This is a genomic window from Rugamonas apoptosis (assembly GCF_014042355.1).
GTDB classification, from domain to species: domain Bacteria; phylum Pseudomonadota; class Gammaproteobacteria; order Burkholderiales; family Burkholderiaceae_D; genus Rugamonas; species Rugamonas apoptosis.
The window spans coordinates 125,076-143,496 of record NZ_JACEZU010000008.1; the positions used below are offsets into that span (position 1 = coordinate 125,076).

The window sequence follows — 18,421 nt, forward strand, 5'->3', positions numbered from 1 at the left end:
GAGCGCCTGAACCGGGGAGGTCACCCATGACTGCCCTGATCGCGCCCCGTCCACGCCGGATCGGCTGGGCACTGCTTGCTTTCCTGCTCGCCTCTGGCGCCATGATCGTGCTCACATGGCTGACCGGCGCCGAGTCCACATATCCACTGACCGAAGGAGAAATGATGCGCCGCTTCCTTGCCCTCCCCGCGCTTGCCGCTATCTCCATCTTGATGTTGCTGAGCGCCTGCGCCCATCCGCCAGCGCCAGCCAGTGCCGCCACGCCGGCAGCCATACCGGCCGCACCTCCGCAGCCCTTTATGGCCCAGGTTGTGGGCGTGCAGTGGCTCAATCCCCTGCAACGGCGCGACTATCCGACGGAATGGCAATTGCTGTGGACGTTGGGACTGGTCAAACCAAACCAGGATGACGACATGGTGAGGACACAGCCGAAACGATTTTCCACGCTACAGGCGGTGGCGCCAATCGCGGCGGGAAATAACGGAAAGGAGACGTTCGAAGGCTATCATGAAAAATATGTCACCAAGCTGATCTCGATGCTCCATGACATTTACTTCTCCAGCTCGCACTACTTCTACAATGCCCACTCGCTTGAGGACAAGGCGACCTGGCGCGAACTGGCCGGCATTCACGTCGAGTATGCGCTGCCGGAGGGCAGGCTCAATCCTGCCGGCGCGGTGAAATTTGCTCGCGAGTTTATCATTGAATGCTTCGACATCGGCAACGTCAACTTCCCCACCGCCTGGACTCGCAACACCCCGCCCGATGTACGAGTGACGATGGGCGGACCGAACGCCGGGTTCACCTCCCTGGCGGCGGCATTGGACCATCTGCGGGCCCATCCGAATGAAACAGTCTGGGTCATGAACTGGGACGCCCCCAGCTTCCCGCCCAAGGACGAGCAGATCAACGAAAACATGGTACTGCTCGTGCTAGCCGGCCCGCACTACAAGACCGAGCGCGACGCGCTGGCCTGGATCGGCTATCCCGCCAGCGCCGCCAGCGCCGACTTCCCGCTTCAGCAGGGCCAGCCATCGCGCCTCATGCAGGCCTGGCATGTGGCCCTGGACGCCGCGACACGCAACGCCGATAAGAAACCGATCGATATCGGCTACGCGATCTACGACGCCAACACCACCCATGCCGACTCGCCGCATCGCATCGGCCACCTGGCGCAGCTTCTGACGCTGGAAGTGCCCGAGTTCGACTTCATGAAGCAAGCCTTCAACACCCCGGCCCTGCTTGGCGAGATGGGTGCCAGCACGGCGTTGACCAACGTCGCGCTGGGCATCGCCTATGCCAACCACTTCGGCAAGAACGTGCTGGTGGCCGGAACCACCGACCCAGAACGTCCCACGGCCGTCCTGGTGGCGCCGCCTGCCAAGGAACGCCCGATCGACGCGAACGAACCCTGGTTCCGCGCGCGCGGCGAAAACAACGCCTATCTGATGTGGTGGGGCATCCGCCACGACGCGCCCCCACATTCCCAAGGCTATTCCAAATAACCGCTCCACAACCTCAAGAGGAGAACGAATATGCGCGGCGTTATACGATTGAACGATCCCACCAGCCATGGTGGAAAGGTGACCTCGGCGGCGTCAAATAGCACAGTAATGGGCGTAACCGTGGCCCGCAAGGGCGATCGATGCACCTGCCCGCTGCCCGGTCATGGCATGTGCGAGATCGCCGAGGGTGATCCCAATGTGCTGATCAATGGCGTCCCGGTGGCCTTCAACGGCCACAAGACCAGCTGCGGCGCGACATTGATCTCAACCGTACCAAACAGCGGCAGCGACTAGCGCCCACTCACCGTCACAGGAGCGCCAGTACGAAGCCACGCCCGCTTCCGCCGAACCATCCCATGCGGCGCGTTCCGGAAACCGGAAATCACCCGCACCGCTAGCTTAGCAGTTCCACGAGGCGCGGCAGCATATGCTGCGCGCCCGCCTCCACCTTGAAGGCCAGCAGGTCATCGGCCCGCGTCTTGCCGATGTTGAGCGCCACCACCGGCTTGCCCGATTCCGCCGCCAGCCGGCAGAAACGGTAGCCGGAAAATACCATCAGCGACGACCCCACCACCAGCAAGGCATCGGCTTCGTGCATCAGCTGCAGCGCATCGGCGCTGCGCTGGGGCGGGATGTTATCGCCAAAGAAAACCACATCCGGCTGCAGCACACCGCCGCACTGCGCGCAGTCGGGCACGCGGAAGTGTTCCAGCGCCGCCGGTTCCAGCTCGGCGTCACCGTCAGGCAGCGCACGGGCGCTGGCGCCGGCCAGCCCGGGATTATCGCGCACCAGGCGCTGCTGGATGCCCGCCCGCGCATGGCGCGCGCCGCAGTCCAGGCACACCACATCATGGATATTCCCGTGCAGTTCGATCAGCCGGCGGCTGCCGGCCCGCTGGTGCAAGCCATCCACGTTCTGCGTGACCAGCGCGCCCAGGTAGCCGCCCTGCTCCAGCTGCGCCAGCGCCATGTGGCCGGCGTTGGGCGCGGCCTGCTCCAGCGTGGGCCAGCCCACCAGGCTGCGTGCCCAGTAACGGCGCCGCACCGCGTCGGAGCGCCGGAATTCCGGCCCCTGCACGGGCTGGCGTCCACGCCGCACGCCGTCCTCGTCGCGGTAGCCGGGGATGCCGGAGGCCGTGCTCATGCCCGCCCCCGTCAGCGCCAGCACGCTGGCGTGCGCGCGCAGAAAGGCGGCCAGCCGTTCCAGCTGGTCCCGCTCATCGGGCTGCTCATCGTCCTGTTGGCGCTCCCCGTTCATGCGGCTTCAACTCCTGCATCGGTCATGACCTGAGCTTATTGTAATTACCTTTGCGCCGTCGTGCCTATTCGTTTTTTCAGGATGACGAGGGCGATACCGCCCAGGATGGCGACCGACGCCGCCACCAGCCGCACCGTGAGCGCCTCGCCCAGGAAGGCCACGCCACCCAGCGCCGCGATCACGGGTACGCTCAGTTGCACCGTGGCCGCACTGGTGGCACGCAATCCCGGCAAAGCCGCATACCAGATGGCGTAACCGATACCGGAAGTGAGCGCGCCCGATGCCACCGCGTACAGCAGCCCGGCGCCATCCACCGCCAAGCCATTCGCGCGCACCAGGGCGATGGCCGCGCTCATGGCCACGGCGATCGGCGCCGCGCGTACGAAATTGCCGGCCGTGACACTGGTGGCGTCGCCCGCCCCTTTGCCGCGCAAGGAGTAGACACCCCACGCCACACCGGCGCCCATCATCAGCAGCGCGCCTGCGAGCGGGGGTGCCGTCAAGCCGGGCAGCAGCATGCCCACCAGCCCGGCCAGCGCCAACAGCAGCCCTGCCCACTGGCGTGGCGCCAGCCGTTCACCGGCGGCGATGCCACGCCCTATCATGGTGGCCTGCACAGCACCGAACAGCAGCAGCGCACCACTGGCGGCGGCCAGGTTCACGTAAGCGAAGGAAAATCCCGCGGCGTAGGCATACAGGGCCAGCGCGGACAGCCAGTTGCCGCGCCCCGCCGCGCTTGGCAACCTTGGCGAGCGCAGACGCACGATCAGCCACAGCGCCAGCGCGCCGGACACCAGGCGCACGGTGGTGAAACTGGCCGGGTCGATGGCCGTATGTTTGAGCGCCACGCGGCACAGCAGGGAATTGCTGGCGAAGGCGATCATGGCGATGGCGGTCAACAGGACGATGCGGGCAGCGGGCATGGGCGGATTTCGTTAGATTGGATGGACAGTGCCCGCGCAGCCTGTCACAAGCAGCTTGCTACAGGCTGACACGCCCCTTGAGTTCCTCGACGGCGGCGCGCCAGTCGTCGTAATGTTCGGTTTCGGCCCACAACTGGCGCAATTCCGACTGCTCCGACAGGATCCGGGCGATGACGCGGTGCGCCTTCTCGGCCAAATCCGTCCGCGCCCGTTGCGGATGCTCGGCGATCCACAGGTCGAGTATCTCGGTGTCGTCGTCGCGCAGTCCCCAGTGCCCCTGCAGGCGTGCGATGACCTCGATCGCCACCAGCGCCTCGGCCGCGTAAGGCGCTTCCAGCATCTCAGCACCGTTGTCGAGCGCCGTATCGAGCGTGTTCTCGACGGCGTCCATATTGCGCGTTTCCTGCAAGTCCTCCGCCCAATCCTGCGCGTAGTCGTTGCCGAAGGCGTGCGTCGCCCATGTTCCCATCTTGTTCTCCAGTTGATTGCGCTATTTCTGCGACTTCACCACCTGCATGGCGGTGGCGATCAAGCCGCTCATGTCGCCCAGGTTGGCGGGGATGATGACGGAATTGTTGGTCTTGGCCAGTTGCCCGAAGGCGCCCACGTACTGCTCGGCCACTTTCAAATTCACGGCGTCCGCGCCACCCGGCGCCTGGATCGCCGCGCCCACTTCGCGCAGCGCGCTGGCGGTGGCGTCGGCCAGCGCCACGATAGCGGCCGCCTGGCCCTGGGCGCGGTTGATGGCGGCCTGCTTCTCGCCTTCCGAGCGGGCGATGGCCGCTTCCCGTTCACCGCTGGCGATGTTGATCTGCTCCTGCTTGCGCCCTTCCGAGGCGGCGATCAGGGCGCGCTTCTCGCGCTCGGCCGTGATCTGGGCCTGCATGGCGTGCAGGATTTCCTTGGGCGGGGTGAGGTCCTTGATCTCGTAGCGCAGCACCTTGACGCCCCAGTTGGCGGCCGATTCGTCGATCGCATTGACGATGGCGGTGTTGATGTGGTCACGCTCCTCGAAGGTCTTGTCCAGCTCCATGCGGCCGATCACGGAACGCAGCGTGGTCTGCGCCAGCTGGGTGATGGCGGCGATGTAGTTGGACGAGCCGTAGGAGGCACGCATGGCATCCGTGATCTGGAAGTACAGGATGCCGTCCACCTGCAGCTGCGTGTTGTCCTTGGTGATGCAGACCTGGGGCGGCACATCGAGCGGGATCTCCTTGAGCGAATGCTTGTAGGCGATGCGGTCGACAAACGGGATCACGATGTTCAAGCCCGGCCCCAGCGTGGCATGGAATTTACCGAGCCGTTCCACTACCCAGGCGTGCTGCTGGGGGACCACGTTGATGGTCTTGAACACAAAGACCAGCGCCAGGATGAACAAAATGAGGCTGACATTGCCGATGCCGAATTCCATAAAATCTCTCCGGTTATTATTGGATGAATCGCGCCGTTCAAGGCGCGACAATGAGGCGGCTGCCCCGCACTTCGCGTATCGTGTACTGCCCTGGCGCAGTCAGCGCATGCGCGCCTGGCGCCAGCTCCACATCCCACTGCGCGCCGCGGTACATCACGCGCGCCATGCCGTCCTGCCACTGCGGCACGTTGACGGTCTGGCCGATGTCGAGATTGACGTTGGGGTCGCGCGCCGTGTCGCTGCGCGTGGGCCGTCCGAACTTGCTGCGCCGGAGGACGGCCGTGGCCACCAGCCCCACCAGCGCGGCCACCAGGGTTTGCGCTGGCGTGCCAACGCCGGCCAGCGCCGCCAGCGCGCCTGTGGCCAGGCCGATGGCGATCATCAGCAGATAAAAGGTGCCGGTAAACAGTTCCAGTATCGCCGTGGCGCCGGCCGCCACCAGCCAGAAACTCCAGTCAGCCATGATGCGTTCTCCGTTCAAAAATGCAAAAACCCCCGCCGCCCGGCTGGGCCACGAGGGTTCTTGCTGCGATGTGGTCGGTATTAATGATGTTTGGTCATGCGTTTCAATGCATTCAGTCTAACGCAATTGAAGCCCGCGTCAACTTGTTTATTGTCCCGCTTACACCATTAATACCCTGACAAAGCGCTTGTTACAGGCGGGTAGCCAGTTGCTGCCACGTTTCCACCACCGAGTCCGGATTGAGCGACATCGACTCGATGCCTTCGCTCATCAGCCACATGGCGAAGTCCGGATGGTCGGAAGGACCCTGGCCGCAGATGCCGATGTACTTGCCTTGCGCACGGCAAGCCTTGATCGCCATCGACAGCAGCGCCTTGACGGCCGGATCGCGCTCGTCGAAGTCGGCCGCCAGCAGGGCCATGCCGGAATCGCGGTCCAGGCCCAGGGTCAGCTGGGTCAGGTCGTTGGAACCGATCGAGAAGCCGTCGAAGTACTGCAGGAACTGGTCGGCCAGGATGGCGTTCGAAGGCACTTCGCACATCATGATCAGGCGCAGGCCGTTTTCGCCGCGCTTGAGGCCATTCTTGCCCAGCAGGTCCACCACTTTCTCAGCCTGGCCCAGGGTACGCACGAACGGCACCATGATCTCGACGTTGGTCAGGCCCATGTCGTTACGCACGCGCTTCATGGCCGCGCATTCCATCTCGAACGACTCGGCGAAGTCCGGCGACAGGTAGCGTGCGGCGCCGCGGAAGCCCAGCATCGGGTTTTCCTCGTCCGGCTCGTAGCGCGAACCGCCGATCAGCTTCTTGTACTCGTTGGACTTGAAGTCCGACAGACGCACGATGACGGGCTTGGGCCAGAACGCGGCGGCGATGGTGGCGATACCTTCGGCCAGCTTGTCGATGTAGAAGGCCTTGGGCGAGGCGTGGCCACGGGCCACCGATTCCACGGCTTTCTTCAGGTCGGCGTCGATGTTCGGGTATTCCAGGATCGCTTTCGGGTGCACGCCGATGTTGTTGTTGATGATGAACTCCAGGCGGGCCAGGCCCACACCGCCGTTCGGCACCGACTGGAAGTCGAAGGCCAGTTGCGGATTACCCACGTTCAGCATGATCTTGGTCGGCAGCTTGGGCAGTTCGCCGCGCTGCACTTCCGTCACTTCCGTTTCCAGCAGGCCGTCGTAGATCTTGCCCTCGTCGCCTTCGGCGCAGGACACGGTCACGAAGGTGCCGTCCTTCAGCACTTCGGTCGCGTCGCCGCAACCCACAACAGCCGGCACGCCCAGTTCACGGGCGATGATGGCCGCGTGACAGGTACGGCCGCCGCGGTTGGTGACGATGGCCGAAGCACGCTTCATCACCGGTTCCCAGTTCGGGTCGGTCATGTCGGCCACCAGCACGTCGCCCGGCTGCACACGTTCCATTTCCGATGGATCGGTGATCACGCGCACGGGACCGGCGCCGATCTTCTGGCCGATGGCGCGGCCCGAAGTCAGCACGGTGCCGCTCGATTTCAGCTTGAAGCGTTGCTGCGCGTCGGTCGTCTTCTGCTGCGATTTGACCGTTTCAGGACGGGCCTGCAGGATGTACAGTTTGCCGTCGCGGCCGTCCTTGCCCCACTCGATGTCCATCGGACGACCGTAGTGGCTCTCGATGATGACGGCGTACTTGGCCAGTTCCACCACTTCGCTGTCGTTCAGCGAATAGCGGTTGCGCTGTTCCACCGGCACGTCCACCGTGCGCACGGAGCGGCCAGCCTTGGCTTCTTCCGTGAATTCCATCTTGATCAGCTTGGAGCCGATATTGCGGCGGATGACAGGCGATTTGCCCTTTTCCAGCATTGGCTTGTGGACGTAGAACTCGTCCGGATTGACCGCGCCCTGCACCACCGTCTCGCCCAGGCCATAGCTGGAGGTGACGAACACCACATCCTTGAAGCCCGATTCGGTGTCGATGGTGAACATCACGCCGGCCGCGCCCAGGTCGGAACGTACCATGCGCTGCACGCCGGCCGACAAGGCCACTTCAGCGTGGGTGAAGCCCTTGTGCACGCGATACGAGATGGCGCGGTCGTTGTACAGCGACGCGAACACGTGTTTCATCGCGTCCAGCACGTTTTCGATACCGACCACGTTCAGGAACGTCTCCTGCTGGCCCGCGAACGAGGCGTCCGGCAAGTCTTCGGCGGTGGCCGAGGAACGCACGGCGAACGACATTTCGGTCGACGAATCGGCCACCAGGCGGTGGTAGAACTCCTCGATTTCCTTGGCCAGGCGTGGCTGGAACGGCGTTTCGATGATCCATTGACGGATCTCGGCGCCGGCCTGGGCCAGCGCGCGCACGTCGTCGATGTTCAGGTGTTCGAGACGGTCGGCGATACGGTCGGCCAGCGACTTGCCGCCGTCCACACTGTACGACAGGAAGTCACGGAAAGCCTGGGCCGTGGTGGCGAAACCGCCCGGCACCCGCACGCCGGCTTCCGCCAGCTGGCTGATCATCTCGCCCAAAGAGGCGTTCTTGCCGCCGACGGATTCCACATCCGTCATGCGCAAGTGGTCGAACGACGCGACATACACCGCCTCCCCCGGATTTCCCTGCTGTTGCTCCTTCAATGCTGCGTTGGACATACTGGTCATAATGACACCCTTACTTGAGATAGAAATCTTCACGCGAGGCGCCGACATTCAATCTTGTTATTCTTAGCGTCGTGCAGCACAATCTTACCGTTGCCAGACATTTTACAGCCTGCGGCGCAAATTGACGATTCACATTCCCCTAAAGCTCACTCCAATGACTCAAGAACAACGCCCGCCACTGCCAAATGCGGCTAGAACTGTATTTTTTGTATCGGATGGCACCGGCATCACCGCTGAAACTTTCGGTCACTCCGTCCTGACCCAGTTCGACCTGCGCTTCCGCCAGGTGCGCCTGCCCTTCATCGACACGGTGGACAAGGCGCACGACGCGGCCCGCAAGATCAACGAAGCCTTCGTCACGGACGGCCAGCGCCCCATTATCTTTTCGACACTAGTGAAGACGGATCTGTCGAAAGTGATCCGCCAGTGCAAAGGCATGCACATGGACTTGATCCAGACCTTCGTAGCGCCGCTGGAGCAGGAACTGGGCGTGAAATCGACCCACACCATCGGCCGTTCGCACAACATCGTCGATTCGGAGGAATACAAGAACCGCATCGAGGCCATCAACTTCTCGCTGGCGCACGACGATGGGCAGTCGCACAAGAACCTGGCCTCGGCCGACGTGATCCTGGTTGGCGTGTCCCGCTCGGGCAAGACGCCCACCAGCCTGTACCTGGCCATGCAGTACGGGATCAAGGCCGCCAACTATCCGCTGATTCCGGACGATTTCGAGCGCGGCAAGCTGCCTACTTCACTGTACGCCTACAAGAACAAGATCTTTGGCCTCAGCATCACCCCGGAACGGCTGGCCGAGATCCGCAACGAGCGCCGCGCCGGCAGCAAATACGCCTCCATCGAGAACTGCCGTTATGAGGTCAACGAGGCGGAGAACATGATGAAGCGCGAAGGCATACGCTGGCTGTCATCGACCACCAAGTCGATCGAGGAGATCTCCACCACCATCCTGCAGGAGATCAAGCCCAATCACCGCGGGCAGTACTGATCTGGCTTAGAAGGCGTTTCAATCAGAAGAAGTGGCGCCAGTCGTCCAGCCATGCCGGGAACTCCTCCACCGGCATCGGCTTGGCGATGTAATAGCCCTGGGCGTAGGTACAGCCCAGGCCTTGCAGGAAGTCCCAATCCTGCTTGGTTTCCACGCCCACCGCCACCGAGCGGCGATCCAGGTTACGCGCCAGTCCCAGACAGGAACGCAGCACCACGCCGATGGCGGGCCGCTTGGAGGCGCCGTCCACGAAGCTGCGGTCTATCTTCAGTTCCGAGAATGGAATCCGGGCCAGCAGTTGTAAATTGGAGCGCCCGGTGCCGTAATCGTCGATGGCCAGGCCAAAGCCCAGCATGCGCAGGCGCAGCAGGCGTTCCAGGAAGTGCGGCTCGGTGGTCAGCACCGCCGATTCCGTCATTTCGAAAGTGATGTAATCAGGCAGGATGCGATGCCGCTCCAGGCAGGCCGTTATCTGCGCCATGAACTGCGGGTGGGCCAGCGTGCTCTGGTCCACGTTGATGGAAAATGAAATCGGTATGCCCTGGTCGTGCAGCGTGCGGCAGGCCGCCACCGATTTCTCGATCATGCTCCAGTCCAGGAAATCGACACGGTGGTTGTCTTCCAGCGCCCGGATGAACGCTTCCGGCCCCAGCACGCCATATTCGGGGTGGCGCCAGCGCGCGAACATCTCCAGGCCCTTGACCTGCCCCGTCTCCAATTCGATCTTGGGCTGGAAATACGGGTCGAACTGGCGCGCCTGCAAACCGCGCCCCACTTCCGCAAAGGTGAAGGTGCGCCCCGCCACGCCTTCGGGCGGCGCCGACGGCACGACGCTGTAGTTTTCGATCAGCTCCGTCAGGCGCGCTGGCGACACGGGTTTGGCGATGGTGCCCAGCAGGTTGATGCCATAGGCCAGCGCCATGGTTTCGACGGAGAACAGCACGGCATTGCTTTGCGCGCCAATGATGACGATGCCGGCGCGGCAGCGCGCCTCGGCCAGGCGGCGTATCAGTTCCAGGCCGTCCATGCCGGGCAGCGCCAGGTCGATGATGCCCACATCCACCGGCGGATTGATGCCGTCGTCGAAGTGGCGCAGCGCCGTGTGGCCATCGGGCACCTGCGTGATGCGGCCCGCGCCCAGGTGAACCAGGATATCGGCCAGCGCCTGGCGCTGCGCCATCTCGCCTTCGGCCACCAGGAAGTGCAACTGCCGGTTCTCCATGCCCACTCCGTTCAAATCCGTTTATTTGCCCTGATTCTGCCTGACCTGCTCAAAAAAGCAAACCGCCGCGCAAGCCGCCACATTGAGCGACTCCACCTGGCCCAGGTGCGGAATGACCACCTGCTGGCTGGCCAGGGACAGCAAATCGTCCGCCACGCCCTGCCCTTCATGGCCGAACAACCAGCCCACAGGCTGGCGCAGGTCCACGTCATACAGGCGCTGGGTGGCGTAGCCGCTGGTGGCCAGCGTGGCGATGGTGGAGCGGGACACCAGCGGCGCCAGGTCCACATTCTCGTAAATATCGAGCACGAAATGGGCGCCCATGGCCGCGCGCAGCACCTTGGGCGACCAGCAGAACGCCGTGCCGCTGCTGCAATAGACTTCCTTGATACCGGCCGCCGCCGCGCTGCGCAGGATGGAGCCCACGTTGCCGGGGTCCTGCACGTTATCGAGCAGCACGGCCGATACGGACAGCGGCGCCGTCACCACGCGCTCGGGGGTATCGACCAGGAACATCACGCCCACGCCATGTTCGACCTGGCTGACGGCGTTGTAGAGCGCATCGGGCAAGCCCGTCACGTGCGCGTGCTGCGCTTCCAGCTGGCCCACGATGTCGGCCACTTCCGGATTATGCAGCGCCGATTCGCTGACGATGCACTGCACCGGCTGGCCGCGCAATTGCAGATAGGTCTGGCACAGGTGCACCCCGTCCAGCAGCGTGCGGCCGGCCTTGCGGCGCGCTTGCGAGCTGCCCGCCAGGTGCTTGAGTTCCTTGTATTGCGCGTTGTCGCGCGAAGTAATGGTTTTCATGTTGTTATTCTTCGATGGATGGTTGCGGGCCGGCGGTGAGCGCCGCGCGCACGGGCGCGAACGAGCGCCGGTGCACGGGCGAGGCGCCGAACTGGCGCAGGCGCTCCAGGTGCAGCGCCGTGCCGTAGCCCTTGTGCTGGTCGAAACAGTATTGGGGATAGGCCGCGTGCAGCGTCACCAGCGCCGCGTCGCGCGCCGTCTTGGCCAGGATGGAGGCGGCCGAAATGGCGTCCACCTTGTCGTCGCCGCCCACCACGGCGATAGCCTGGATCTTCATCACGGGGCAGCGGTTGCCGTCGATCAGGGCCAGCGTGGGCTGGACCTGGAGCGCTTCCACGGCACGCCGCATGGCCAGCAGGGAGGCGTGCAGGATGTTGAGCTTGTCGATCTCCTCTTCCGACGCTTCGGCGATGGCCCAGGCCAGCGCATGGGCCTTGATCAGCGGCGCCAGCAGGTCGCGCTTCGCTTCCGTCAGTTTCTTGGAGTCGCGCAGGCCATCGATGGGCCGCATTGGATCGAGGATCACGGCCGCCGCGAACACGGGGCCGGCCAGCGGGCCGCGGCCCGCCTCATCCACGCCGCAAATGATTTCATCGGGCGACGTGGGCAAATCGTCGAACAGGCCGGGCTGATTGGAGTTCACGGTGGGACTTTATTGGGCGTTGATTACTTTGAGCACGGCGGCCGCGCTCTCCTGCGCGCTGTTGCGCAGCAGGCTGTGATGCATGTCGGTGAAACGCTGGGCCAGGCGCAGGCGGTGCGGCGCGTCGCTCAGTTGCTGCCACAAGGCGTCGGCCAGCGCTTCCGGGCTGGCCGCGTTCTGCAGCAGCTCCGGCACCAGGAATTCACGCGCCAGGATATTGGGCAGGCCGATCCACGGCTGGTAGCCGAAGTGGCGCAGGATCTGCCATTCGGCCGCCATCATCTTGTAGGCGATCACCATCGGCTTCTTGAACAGCGCCACCTCCAGCGAGGCCGTGCCGGACGCCACCAGCACCGCGTCGGCGGCGCAGATGGCCGTGTGCGACTGGCCGTCAAGCAGCTGGATTTCCACGTCCTGCAGGCCGGCCTGGGCCACCAGTTCCAGGAAATACTGGCGCTGGCGTTCGCCCGCCATGGGCGCCACGAAGCGCAGCGAGCGGTCGCGCTGGTGCAGCAAGCGCGCCGCGCCCACGAAGGCGGCCGTGTTGTATTTGATCTCGGACATGCGGCTGCCGGGCATGATGGTGACCACGTTGGCGTCTTCCGGCAATCCCAATTCACGGCGCGCGGCCGCTTCATCGGGCTGCACGGGAATCAGCTCGGCCAGCGGATGGCCCACGTAGCTCACCGGAACGCCGGCCTGGCGGTAAATCTCCTCCTCGAACGGGAAGATCACCAGCATGTGCGACACGGCCTTGATGATTTTCTTGATCCGGCCACCACGCCAGGCCCAGATCTGCGGCCCGATGTAATGCACGGTGGGGATGCCGGCCGCCTTGAGCTGCATTTCCAGCCCCAGGTTAAAGCCGGGATAGTCGGCGCCGATGAAGGCCGCCGGCCGTTCCGCCAGCAACTGGTCGCGCAGCGCGTTCTGGATGCCCTTGATCTCGCGATAGCGCGGAATCACGGCCAGCAGGCCGCGCACGGTCAGCTTGTCCATCGGCCAGTGCGATTCGAAGCCTTGCGCCATCATCTGCTCGCCGCCGATGCCGTGGAAACGGGCGTGCGGCAGCTGCGGGCGCAGCCCGGACAGCAGCCGCGCCGCCAGCACGTCGCCGGACGGTTCGCCGGCGACCATGGCGATCTTCAGTTCAGCGGACGATGCCACGGGTCGCCATGCCGAGGAATTCGCGCATGGCGCGGATCTGGTCGGCCGCCGCCGGCGTGGCCTGCTCTTCGGCCGCCAGCGCGGCCTTGGCCTCTTCCAGCGTCAGACCGGAACGGTAGATCAGCTTGTAGGCGGTGCGGATGCCGTTGATCTGCTCGCGCGTGAAGCCGCGCCGTTTCAGCCCTTCGATGTTGACGCCGTGGGCCTGGGCCGGATTACCGTTCAACAGCACGAACGGCGGCACGTCCTGGGTCAGGCTGGTGCTCATGCCGACGAAGGCGTGGGCGCCGATCTTGCAGAACTGGTGCACGTTGGCGAAGCCGCTCATGATGACCCAGTCGCCGATCTCCACGTGGCCCGCGATCTGGGCGTTATTGGAGAAGATGGTGTTGCTGCCCACCTGGCAATCGTGCGCCAGGTGCACATAGGCCGAGATCCAGTTGTCGTTACCGAGACTGGTCACGCCCTTGTCCTGCACGGTGCCCGTGTTGAAGGTGCAAAATTCGCGGATCGTGTTGCGGTCGCCGATGGTCAACCGGGTCGGCTCACCGTTCCACTTCTTGTCCTGAGGCGCGGCGCCGATGGACGAGAACTGGAAGAACTTGTTGTCGCTGCCGATGGTGGTGTGGCCTTCGATCACCACGTGCGGGCCGACCACGGTGCCGGCGCCGATGGAGACGTTGGGGCCGATGACGGAGTATGGCCCCACTTCCACCGAGCTGTCGAGCTGCGCGCGAGGATCGACGATGGCCGTCGCGTGTATCTTCGACATGATTACTTCCCTGCTGGCTGGCTGGCGTCGGCCGCGCTGCGAATGGTGCACATCAGTTCAGCTTCCACGGCCGTCTGGCCGTCCACGCTGGCCACGGCCTTGTATTTCCAGATGCCGCGCGACACGCGCACGATCTCGACGTTCATCACCAGCTGGTCGCCCGGTTCCACGGGACGCTTGAAGCGCGCATTGTCGATGCCCACGAAGTAGACCACCGAATTCTCGTCCGGCTTCACGTCCATGGTCAGGAACGACAGGATGGCGGCCGTTTGCGCCATCGCCTCGATCATCAGCACGCCCGGCATCACTGGCTTGTGCGGGAAGTGGCCGTTGAAGAATTCCTCGTTGGCCGTCACGTTCTTGATGGCGGTGATGGTCTTGCCAGCTTCCCAGTCCAGCACGCGGTCCACCAGCAGCATCGGATAGCGGTGCGGCAGGTATTGCTTGATGGTGTGGATGTCCAGGCACTTCTTGGTGCAGGTGGATTCGGAAGTTACGGTAGCGGTAGTAGTCATGATTCGTCTTGGTTTGTCAGTGTTTTAATTGTTTTTTCCAGGGCGCGGATCTTGTCGCGCATGGTGGCCAGGTTGCGTACGATGGCGGCCGATTTTTCCCATTCGGCGTTCTTGGCCAGCGGGTAAAAACCGGTGTACTGGCCAGCTTCGAGGATCGAGCGCGATACCATGCTGGCCGAGGAAATGTGGACCCGGTCGGCGATGGTCAGATGCCCCAGCACCATGGCCGCGCCACCGAAGGTGCAGTACTTGCCGATGATGGCGCTGCCGGCCACGCCCACGCAGCCGGCCATGGCCGTGTGCGCGCCGATGCGGCAGTTGTGGCCGATCTGGATCTGGTTATCGAGCTTGACGCCATCCTCGATCACGGTATCGGCCAGCGCGCCGCGGTCGATGGTGGTGTTGGCGCCGATGTCGACGTCGTCGCCTATCATCACCCGCCCCGTTTGCGGAATCTTGATGTAGACCCCGCCCTCGTTGGCGAAGCCGAAACCGTCGGTGCCGATCACGGCGCCCGAGTGGATGATGCCGCGCGCGCCGATCTGGCAGCGCGCATGGAAAGTCACGTTGGCGAACAAATGGGTGTCTGCGCCGATCACGGCGTCGCGGCCGATGTAGCAGCCGGCATCGATCACCACATGCTCACCGATCACGGCGCCCGCCTCCACCGTCACCTGGGCGCCGATGTGGGCGCTGGCGGCCACCTGCGCGGACGGGTCCACGCTGGCCGAGGGGTGGATGCCGGCGGCCGGCACGATCTCGTCGAGCGCGGCGAAATACTGCGCGGCGCGGGCGAAATACACGTAGGGATTGTTGGTGACGATGCGCGCGCCGGGGTAGCTGGCGGCGATGAAGGCGTCGTCGGCGGCCGAGACGATCAGGGCCGCCGCCTGGCTGTGCGCGGCCTGCGCGCGCAGCTTGCTATTGCTCAAAAAGCTGATGTGCGAAACGCCGGCGCCCGTCAGCGGCGCGATCCCGGACACTTCCAGGTTGGGATCGCCCACCAGCTGGCCGCCCAAGCGTTCGACCAATGCTCCTAGTCGAGTGCCCATCGGGGGTATTCCTATCCTGGTTATGGTACTAATTGGTACTAAGGGTGCTAATGAAAGCGCGATACTGCCTGGCTGCCTTACTTGTCTTTGTCGAGGGCGGCCAGCACTTTGTCGGTGATGTCGATGCGCGGGCTGGCCCACACGGCGTCCTGCAGCACGATGTCGAAGCCCTCCACCTGCGCCAGCTGCTTGATGATGCGGGTCGCCTTCTCCGAAATGGCGGCCCGTTCCTCGTTGGTGCGCTGGTTCAGGTCTTCGCGGAATTCACGGTTGCGGCGCTGGTATTCCTTATCCAGCTCGAACACTTCGCGCTGGCGCTTGGAGCGTTCCGGTTCGGCCAGCGTGGTCAACTCCTTGTCCAGTTTTTCCGACGCCGCTTTCAACCGCATTCCCATTTCCTGCACGGCCTTGTCGCGCGATTTGAATTCCTCGGCCAGCTTTTCACCGGCCAGCTTGGCCAGCTTGGACTCGTTATAGATGCGTTCCGGGCTGAGCCAGGCGATGCGCGACATCTGGATCGCGGATGGGGCCTGCGCCTGCGCCTGGGCCTGCGCTCCGGCCACGGCACACCAGCCGAGCGCCAGCGTGGCGAAATACTTGGTCAAGGTGGCGGATGCAGTCTTCAACTTAATTCTCCGTGGCAATTATTGATCCGGTACAGCGTCAGAAACCGGTACCCATCTGGAACTGGAAGCGTTCCAGGCGGTCGCCCGGCTTGGCGTTCAGGGGCTTAGCATAACTCAACTTGAGCGGGCCGACCGGCGAAATCCAGCTGATCCCCAGGCCGGTAGAATAGCGCAATTCCGACGCGCGCATCTTCTGGCCTTCCTGGTACACCTGACCCGTATCGAGGAAACCGAACCAGCGCAGGCTGCGGTCGGTGCCCGAACCGGGGAACGGCATCTGCAGTTCCGCATTGCCGATCAAGCGCTCGGCGCCGCCCAGCGCGTCGAAGTTGACCGGATCGACGGCGCCCAGCGAAGAACTCAGATAGCCGCGCACGGAACCGATACCGCCCGCGTAGAAGGTCTTGAACACCGGGTAAGGATTGTGGCCGATGCCGTGGCCGAAGTCGATCTCGCCCTTGAGCGCCAGCGTGACCTTGGGGTGCAGCGGCTTGTACCATTGCTGCTCGTACACGGCGCGGTAGTATTTCTGCTGGCCGGCCACGTCCAGTTCCAGGTTGGCGCGCTGGAAGCGGCCGATGGTCGGCGTGATGGCGCTGTCGCGGCTATCGCGGGCCCAGGCCGCCGTCAGCGGCAAGGCGTTGGTGACGGCGCTGCCCACACCGTCGGCGGCGCCGGTCAGGCTGGTGACGTAATTCTTGAACCGGATCGGGCTGGTGCTGTCGGTGTCGATGCGCGAGCGCTCGGCGCCGATACCGAAGAACACGGTGTCCGTTTCCGAGAACGGCACGCCGTAGTTGATGCTGCCGCCCTGCTGCTTGATCGTGTAGCTGCCCACGTTCAGCGCCGGCGGCTGCTGGGTGCGCAGGTAGACCGAGAACGAGCGCGACACGCCGTCGTCCGTGTAGTACGGGTCGGTCTGCGAGAACGACACGGTGCGGCTGTATTTGCTGGTGTTCAGCTCCAGGCCCACGGTGGTGCCGCTGCCGGCGAAGTTGGCCTGCTGGATGGCGGCCTGGAAGGTGAACTTCTCGGCCTGCGAGAACGCGCCACCGATCTGGAAGTTACCGGTCGGCTTTTCCGTCACCGTCAGGTTGACGTCCACCTGGTCGGACGTGCCTTGCGCTTCCGGCGTGTCGATGGTCACTTCCTTGAAGTAGCCCAGGCGGTCCACCCGGTCGCGCGACAGCTTGATCTTGTTGGCGTCGTACCAGGACGATTCGAACTGGCGGAACTCGCGCCGGATCACTTCGTCGCGGGTGGTGGTGTTGCCGGCGATGTTCATGTGGCGCACGTAGGCGCGCTTGCCCGGATCGACGAAGAAGGTGAATGCCACCTCGCGCTTGGCGCGGTCGATCTCGGGGTTGGCGTTGACGTTGGCGAAAGCGTAGCCGAAGGTGCCCAGGCGGTCCGAGATCAGCTTGTTGGTGGCCGTCAGGCGCTCGCCCGAATAGATCTCGCCCTTCTTGAGCAGCACCAGCGAGCGCAACTCCTCCTCGCGGCCGAAGGTCTCGCCGTCGAACTTGATGTCCGACACCTTGTACTGCTCGCCCTCGGTGATGTTGATGGTGATGTAGATGTCCTTCTTGTCCGGCGTGATCGACACCTGGGTCGATTCGACCTGCATCTCGATGTAGCCGCGGTTCAGGTAGAAGGACTTGAGCGATTCAATATCGCCCGTCAGCTTGGTCTTCGAATACTGGTTGGACTTGGTGTACCAGCTGAACCAGCCGCCCGTGTTCAAGGCCAGGTTTTCCTTGATCTCGCTGTCGGAGAACACCTTGTTGCCGACGATGTTGATCTGCTTGATCTTGGCGATTTCGCCTTCATCGACGGCGAAGGTGACGTTGACGCGGTTACGCTCGATCGGCGTGACGGTGGTGGTGATCTTGACGCCATACAGGCCGTGCGACAGGTACTGGCGCTTGAGTTCCTGCTCGGCGCGGTCGACCGACGCCTTGTCGAAGATCTTCGCTTCGCCCACGCCGATGTCCTTCAAGGCCTTGACCAGCGTGTCCTTCTCGAATTCCTTGGTGCCGGTGAATTCCACCTTGGCGATGGCGGGCCGTTCCTCGACCAGCACCACCAGCACATTGCCATCGGCCTCCAGCCGCACGTCCTTGAAGAAACCGGTGGCATACAGCGCCTTGATGGCGGCCACGCTCTTCTCGTCGTTGAACGTCTCGCCCACCCGCACCGGCAGGTAGCTGAACACCGTACCGGCTTCCGTACGCTGTATGCCTTCGACGCGGATATCCTTGACGGTGAAGGGTTCGATGGCGAGCGCGCTGCCGGCACACAGGGCCAGGACGGCGGCGCCGATCAGACTGCGGCGAAAGGAAGACGAGGCGATACGGTCAGTTTGTAATTTCATTGGCTAAATCGATGGCTATTCATTGAACTACTCATG

General features: G+C 63.8%; 18 protein-coding genes. 3 read left to right on the top strand and 15 right to left on the bottom strand.

The genetic code is table 11. From position 1 onward, the window contains the following. The first annotated feature begins 26 nt into the window (after positions 1 to 26). Both H3H39_RS16860 and H3H39_RS16865 read left to right on the top strand, forming a co-directional pair. Positions 27 to 1,505, top strand: a complete 1,479-nt coding sequence (locus H3H39_RS16860; RefSeq protein WP_182154626.1) for a virulence factor — start codon at positions 27 to 29, stop codon at positions 1,503 to 1,505. Between the two features lie 30 nt (positions 1,506 to 1,535). Continuing rightward, positions 1,536 to 1,799, top strand: a complete 264-nt coding sequence (locus tag H3H39_RS16865; protein WP_182154628.1) for a PAAR domain-containing protein — start codon at positions 1,536 to 1,538, stop codon at positions 1,797 to 1,799. A gap of 100 nt (positions 1,800 to 1,899) precedes the next feature. Here the strand turns inward: H3H39_RS16865 and H3H39_RS16870 are convergent, their stop codons facing one another. The 6 genes from H3H39_RS16870 to ppsA all read right to left on the bottom strand — a co-directional run bounded on the left by H3H39_RS16870 (position 1,900) and on the right by ppsA (position 8,189). Continuing rightward, the gene (locus H3H39_RS16870) at positions 1,900 to 2,763 is read right to left on the bottom strand and encodes an NAD-dependent protein deacetylase (RefSeq protein ID WP_182154630.1); all 864 of its coding nucleotides are present in this window, start codon (positions 2,761 to 2,763) and stop codon (positions 1,900 to 1,902) included. Between the two features lie 44 nt (positions 2,764 to 2,807). After that, a complete protein-coding gene (locus tag H3H39_RS16875) occupies positions 2,808 to 3,686 on the bottom strand; it encodes a DMT family transporter (RefSeq protein WP_182154632.1) in 879 nt (292 codons plus the stop codon). A gap of 58 nt (positions 3,687 to 3,744) precedes the next feature. After that, positions 3,745 to 4,155 carry a DUF4259 domain-containing protein gene (locus H3H39_RS16880; protein WP_182154634.1) on the bottom strand — a complete coding sequence of 137 codons (411 nt, stop codon included), beginning with the start codon at positions 4,153 to 4,155 and terminating at the stop codon, positions 3,745 to 3,747. Positions 4,156 to 4,176: 21 nt separating this feature from the next. Next, positions 4,177 to 5,097 carry an SPFH domain-containing protein gene (locus H3H39_RS16885; RefSeq protein WP_182154636.1) on the bottom strand — a complete coding sequence of 307 codons (921 nt, stop codon included), beginning with the start codon at positions 5,095 to 5,097 and terminating at the stop codon, positions 4,177 to 4,179. Between the two features lie 37 nt (positions 5,098 to 5,134). Next, positions 5,135 to 5,560 (bottom strand): NfeD family protein, encoded by a 426-nt coding sequence (locus H3H39_RS16890; RefSeq protein ID WP_182154638.1) that lies wholly within the window; start codon positions 5,558 to 5,560, stop codon positions 5,135 to 5,137. A gap of 190 nt (positions 5,561 to 5,750) precedes the next feature. After that, complete coding sequence (gene ppsA, locus H3H39_RS16895; RefSeq protein WP_182155040.1) at positions 5,751 to 8,189, bottom strand: phosphoenolpyruvate synthase; 2,439 nt, start codon at positions 8,187 to 8,189, stop codon at positions 5,751 to 5,753. A 163-nt stretch (positions 8,190 to 8,352) separates the two neighbouring features. Between ppsA and ppsR the strand changes: the two genes are divergently transcribed. Next, positions 8,353 to 9,204, top strand: a complete 852-nt coding sequence (gene ppsR / locus H3H39_RS16900) for a posphoenolpyruvate synthetase regulatory kinase/phosphorylase PpsR (RefSeq protein WP_182154640.1) — start codon at positions 8,353 to 8,355, stop codon at positions 9,202 to 9,204. Between the two features lie 22 nt (positions 9,205 to 9,226). Here the strand turns inward: ppsR and H3H39_RS16905 are convergent, their stop codons facing one another. The 9 genes from H3H39_RS16905 to bamA form a co-directional block, all read right to left on the bottom strand. Next, positions 9,227 to 10,426 (bottom strand): EAL domain-containing protein, encoded by a 1,200-nt coding sequence (locus tag H3H39_RS16905; protein ID WP_182154642.1) that lies wholly within the window; start codon positions 10,424 to 10,426, stop codon positions 9,227 to 9,229. Between the two features lie 21 nt (positions 10,427 to 10,447). After that, complete coding sequence (locus tag H3H39_RS16910) at positions 10,448 to 11,236, bottom strand: TrmH family RNA methyltransferase (protein ID WP_182154644.1); 789 nt, start codon at positions 11,234 to 11,236, stop codon at positions 10,448 to 10,450. A gap of 4 nt (positions 11,237 to 11,240) precedes the next feature. Beyond that, positions 11,241 to 11,879 (bottom strand): ribonuclease HII, encoded by a 639-nt coding sequence (gene rnhB / locus H3H39_RS16915; RefSeq protein WP_182154646.1) that lies wholly within the window; start codon positions 11,877 to 11,879, stop codon positions 11,241 to 11,243. 9 nt (positions 11,880 to 11,888) lie between these two features. Further along, positions 11,889 to 13,016: a lipid-A-disaccharide synthase gene (gene lpxB / locus H3H39_RS16920; RefSeq protein ID WP_182155042.1), complete on the bottom strand. Its 1,128-nt coding sequence runs from the start codon at positions 13,014 to 13,016 to the stop codon at positions 11,889 to 11,891. Positions 13,017 to 13,029: 13 nt separating this feature from the next. Further along, the gene (gene lpxA / locus H3H39_RS16925; RefSeq protein WP_182154648.1) at positions 13,030 to 13,818 is read right to left on the bottom strand and encodes an acyl-ACP--UDP-N-acetylglucosamine O-acyltransferase; all 789 of its coding nucleotides are present in this window, start codon (positions 13,816 to 13,818) and stop codon (positions 13,030 to 13,032) included. Positions 13,819 to 13,820: 2 nt separating this feature from the next. Next, on the bottom strand, positions 13,821 to 14,333 hold the full coding sequence (gene fabZ / locus H3H39_RS16930; RefSeq protein ID WP_182154650.1) for a 3-hydroxyacyl-ACP dehydratase FabZ: 513 nt from the start codon (positions 14,331 to 14,333) through the stop codon (positions 13,821 to 13,823). Continuing rightward, the gene (gene lpxD, locus H3H39_RS16935) at positions 14,330 to 15,385 is read right to left on the bottom strand and encodes a UDP-3-O-(3-hydroxymyristoyl)glucosamine N-acyltransferase (RefSeq protein WP_182154652.1); all 1,056 of its coding nucleotides are present in this window, start codon (positions 15,383 to 15,385) and stop codon (positions 14,330 to 14,332) included. Before lpxD ends, fabZ begins: the two co-directional genes overlap by 4 nt. 77 nt (positions 15,386 to 15,462) lie before the next feature. Then, the gene (locus H3H39_RS16940; RefSeq protein WP_182154654.1) at positions 15,463 to 16,011 is read right to left on the bottom strand and encodes an OmpH/Skp family outer membrane protein; all 549 of its coding nucleotides are present in this window, start codon (positions 16,009 to 16,011) and stop codon (positions 15,463 to 15,465) included. A gap of 37 nt (positions 16,012 to 16,048) precedes the next feature. Beyond that, on the bottom strand, positions 16,049 to 18,385 hold the full coding sequence (bamA, locus tag H3H39_RS16945; protein ID WP_182154656.1) for an outer membrane protein assembly factor BamA: 2,337 nt from the start codon (positions 18,383 to 18,385) through the stop codon (positions 16,049 to 16,051). Positions 18,386 to 18,421 lie beyond the last annotated feature (36 nt).

Excerpts from the sequence above, each read along its gene's own strand:
- H3H39_RS16860 (WP_182154626.1), top strand. The coding sequence starts at position 27 with ATGACTGCCCTGATCGCGCCCCGTCCACGCCGGATCGGCTGGGCACTG.
- H3H39_RS16865 (WP_182154628.1), top strand. The coding sequence starts at position 1,536 with ATGCGCGGCGTTATACGATTGAACGATCCCACCAGCCATGGTGGAAAG.
- H3H39_RS16870 (WP_182154630.1), bottom strand. The coding sequence starts at position 2,763 with ATGAACGGGGAGCGCCAACAGGACGATGAGCAGCCCGATGAGCGGGAC.
- H3H39_RS16875 (WP_182154632.1), bottom strand. The coding sequence starts at position 3,686 with ATGCCCGCTGCCCGCATCGTCCTGTTGACCGCCATCGCCATGATCGCC.
- H3H39_RS16880 (WP_182154634.1), bottom strand. The coding sequence starts at position 4,155 with ATGGGAACATGGGCGACGCACGCCTTCGGCAACGACTACGCGCAGGAT.
- H3H39_RS16885 (WP_182154636.1), bottom strand. The coding sequence starts at position 5,097 with ATGGAATTCGGCATCGGCAATGTCAGCCTCATTTTGTTCATCCTGGCG.
- H3H39_RS16890 (WP_182154638.1), bottom strand. The coding sequence starts at position 5,560 with ATGGCTGACTGGAGTTTCTGGCTGGTGGCGGCCGGCGCCACGGCGATA.
- ppsA (WP_182155040.1), bottom strand. The coding sequence starts at position 8,189 with ATGTCCAACGCAGCATTGAAGGAGCAACAGCAGGGAAATCCGGGGGAG.
- ppsR (WP_182154640.1), top strand. The coding sequence starts at position 8,353 with ATGACTCAAGAACAACGCCCGCCACTGCCAAATGCGGCTAGAACTGTA.
- H3H39_RS16905 (WP_182154642.1), bottom strand. The coding sequence starts at position 10,426 with ATGGAGAACCGGCAGTTGCACTTCCTGGTGGCCGAAGGCGAGATGGCG.
- H3H39_RS16910 (WP_182154644.1), bottom strand. The coding sequence starts at position 11,236 with ATGAAAACCATTACTTCGCGCGACAACGCGCAATACAAGGAACTCAAG.
- lpxB (WP_182155042.1), bottom strand. The coding sequence starts at position 13,016 with ATGGTCGCCGGCGAACCGTCCGGCGACGTGCTGGCGGCGCGGCTGCTG.
- lpxA (WP_182154648.1), bottom strand. The coding sequence starts at position 13,818 with ATGTCGAAGATACACGCGACGGCCATCGTCGATCCTCGCGCGCAGCTC.
- fabZ (WP_182154650.1), bottom strand. The coding sequence starts at position 14,333 with ATGACTACTACCGCTACCGTAACTTCCGAATCCACCTGCACCAAGAAG.
- lpxD (WP_182154652.1), bottom strand. The coding sequence starts at position 15,385 with ATGGGCACTCGACTAGGAGCATTGGTCGAACGCTTGGGCGGCCAGCTG.
- bamA (WP_182154656.1), bottom strand. The coding sequence starts at position 18,385 with ATGAAATTACAAACTGACCGTATCGCCTCGTCTTCCTTTCGCCGCAGT.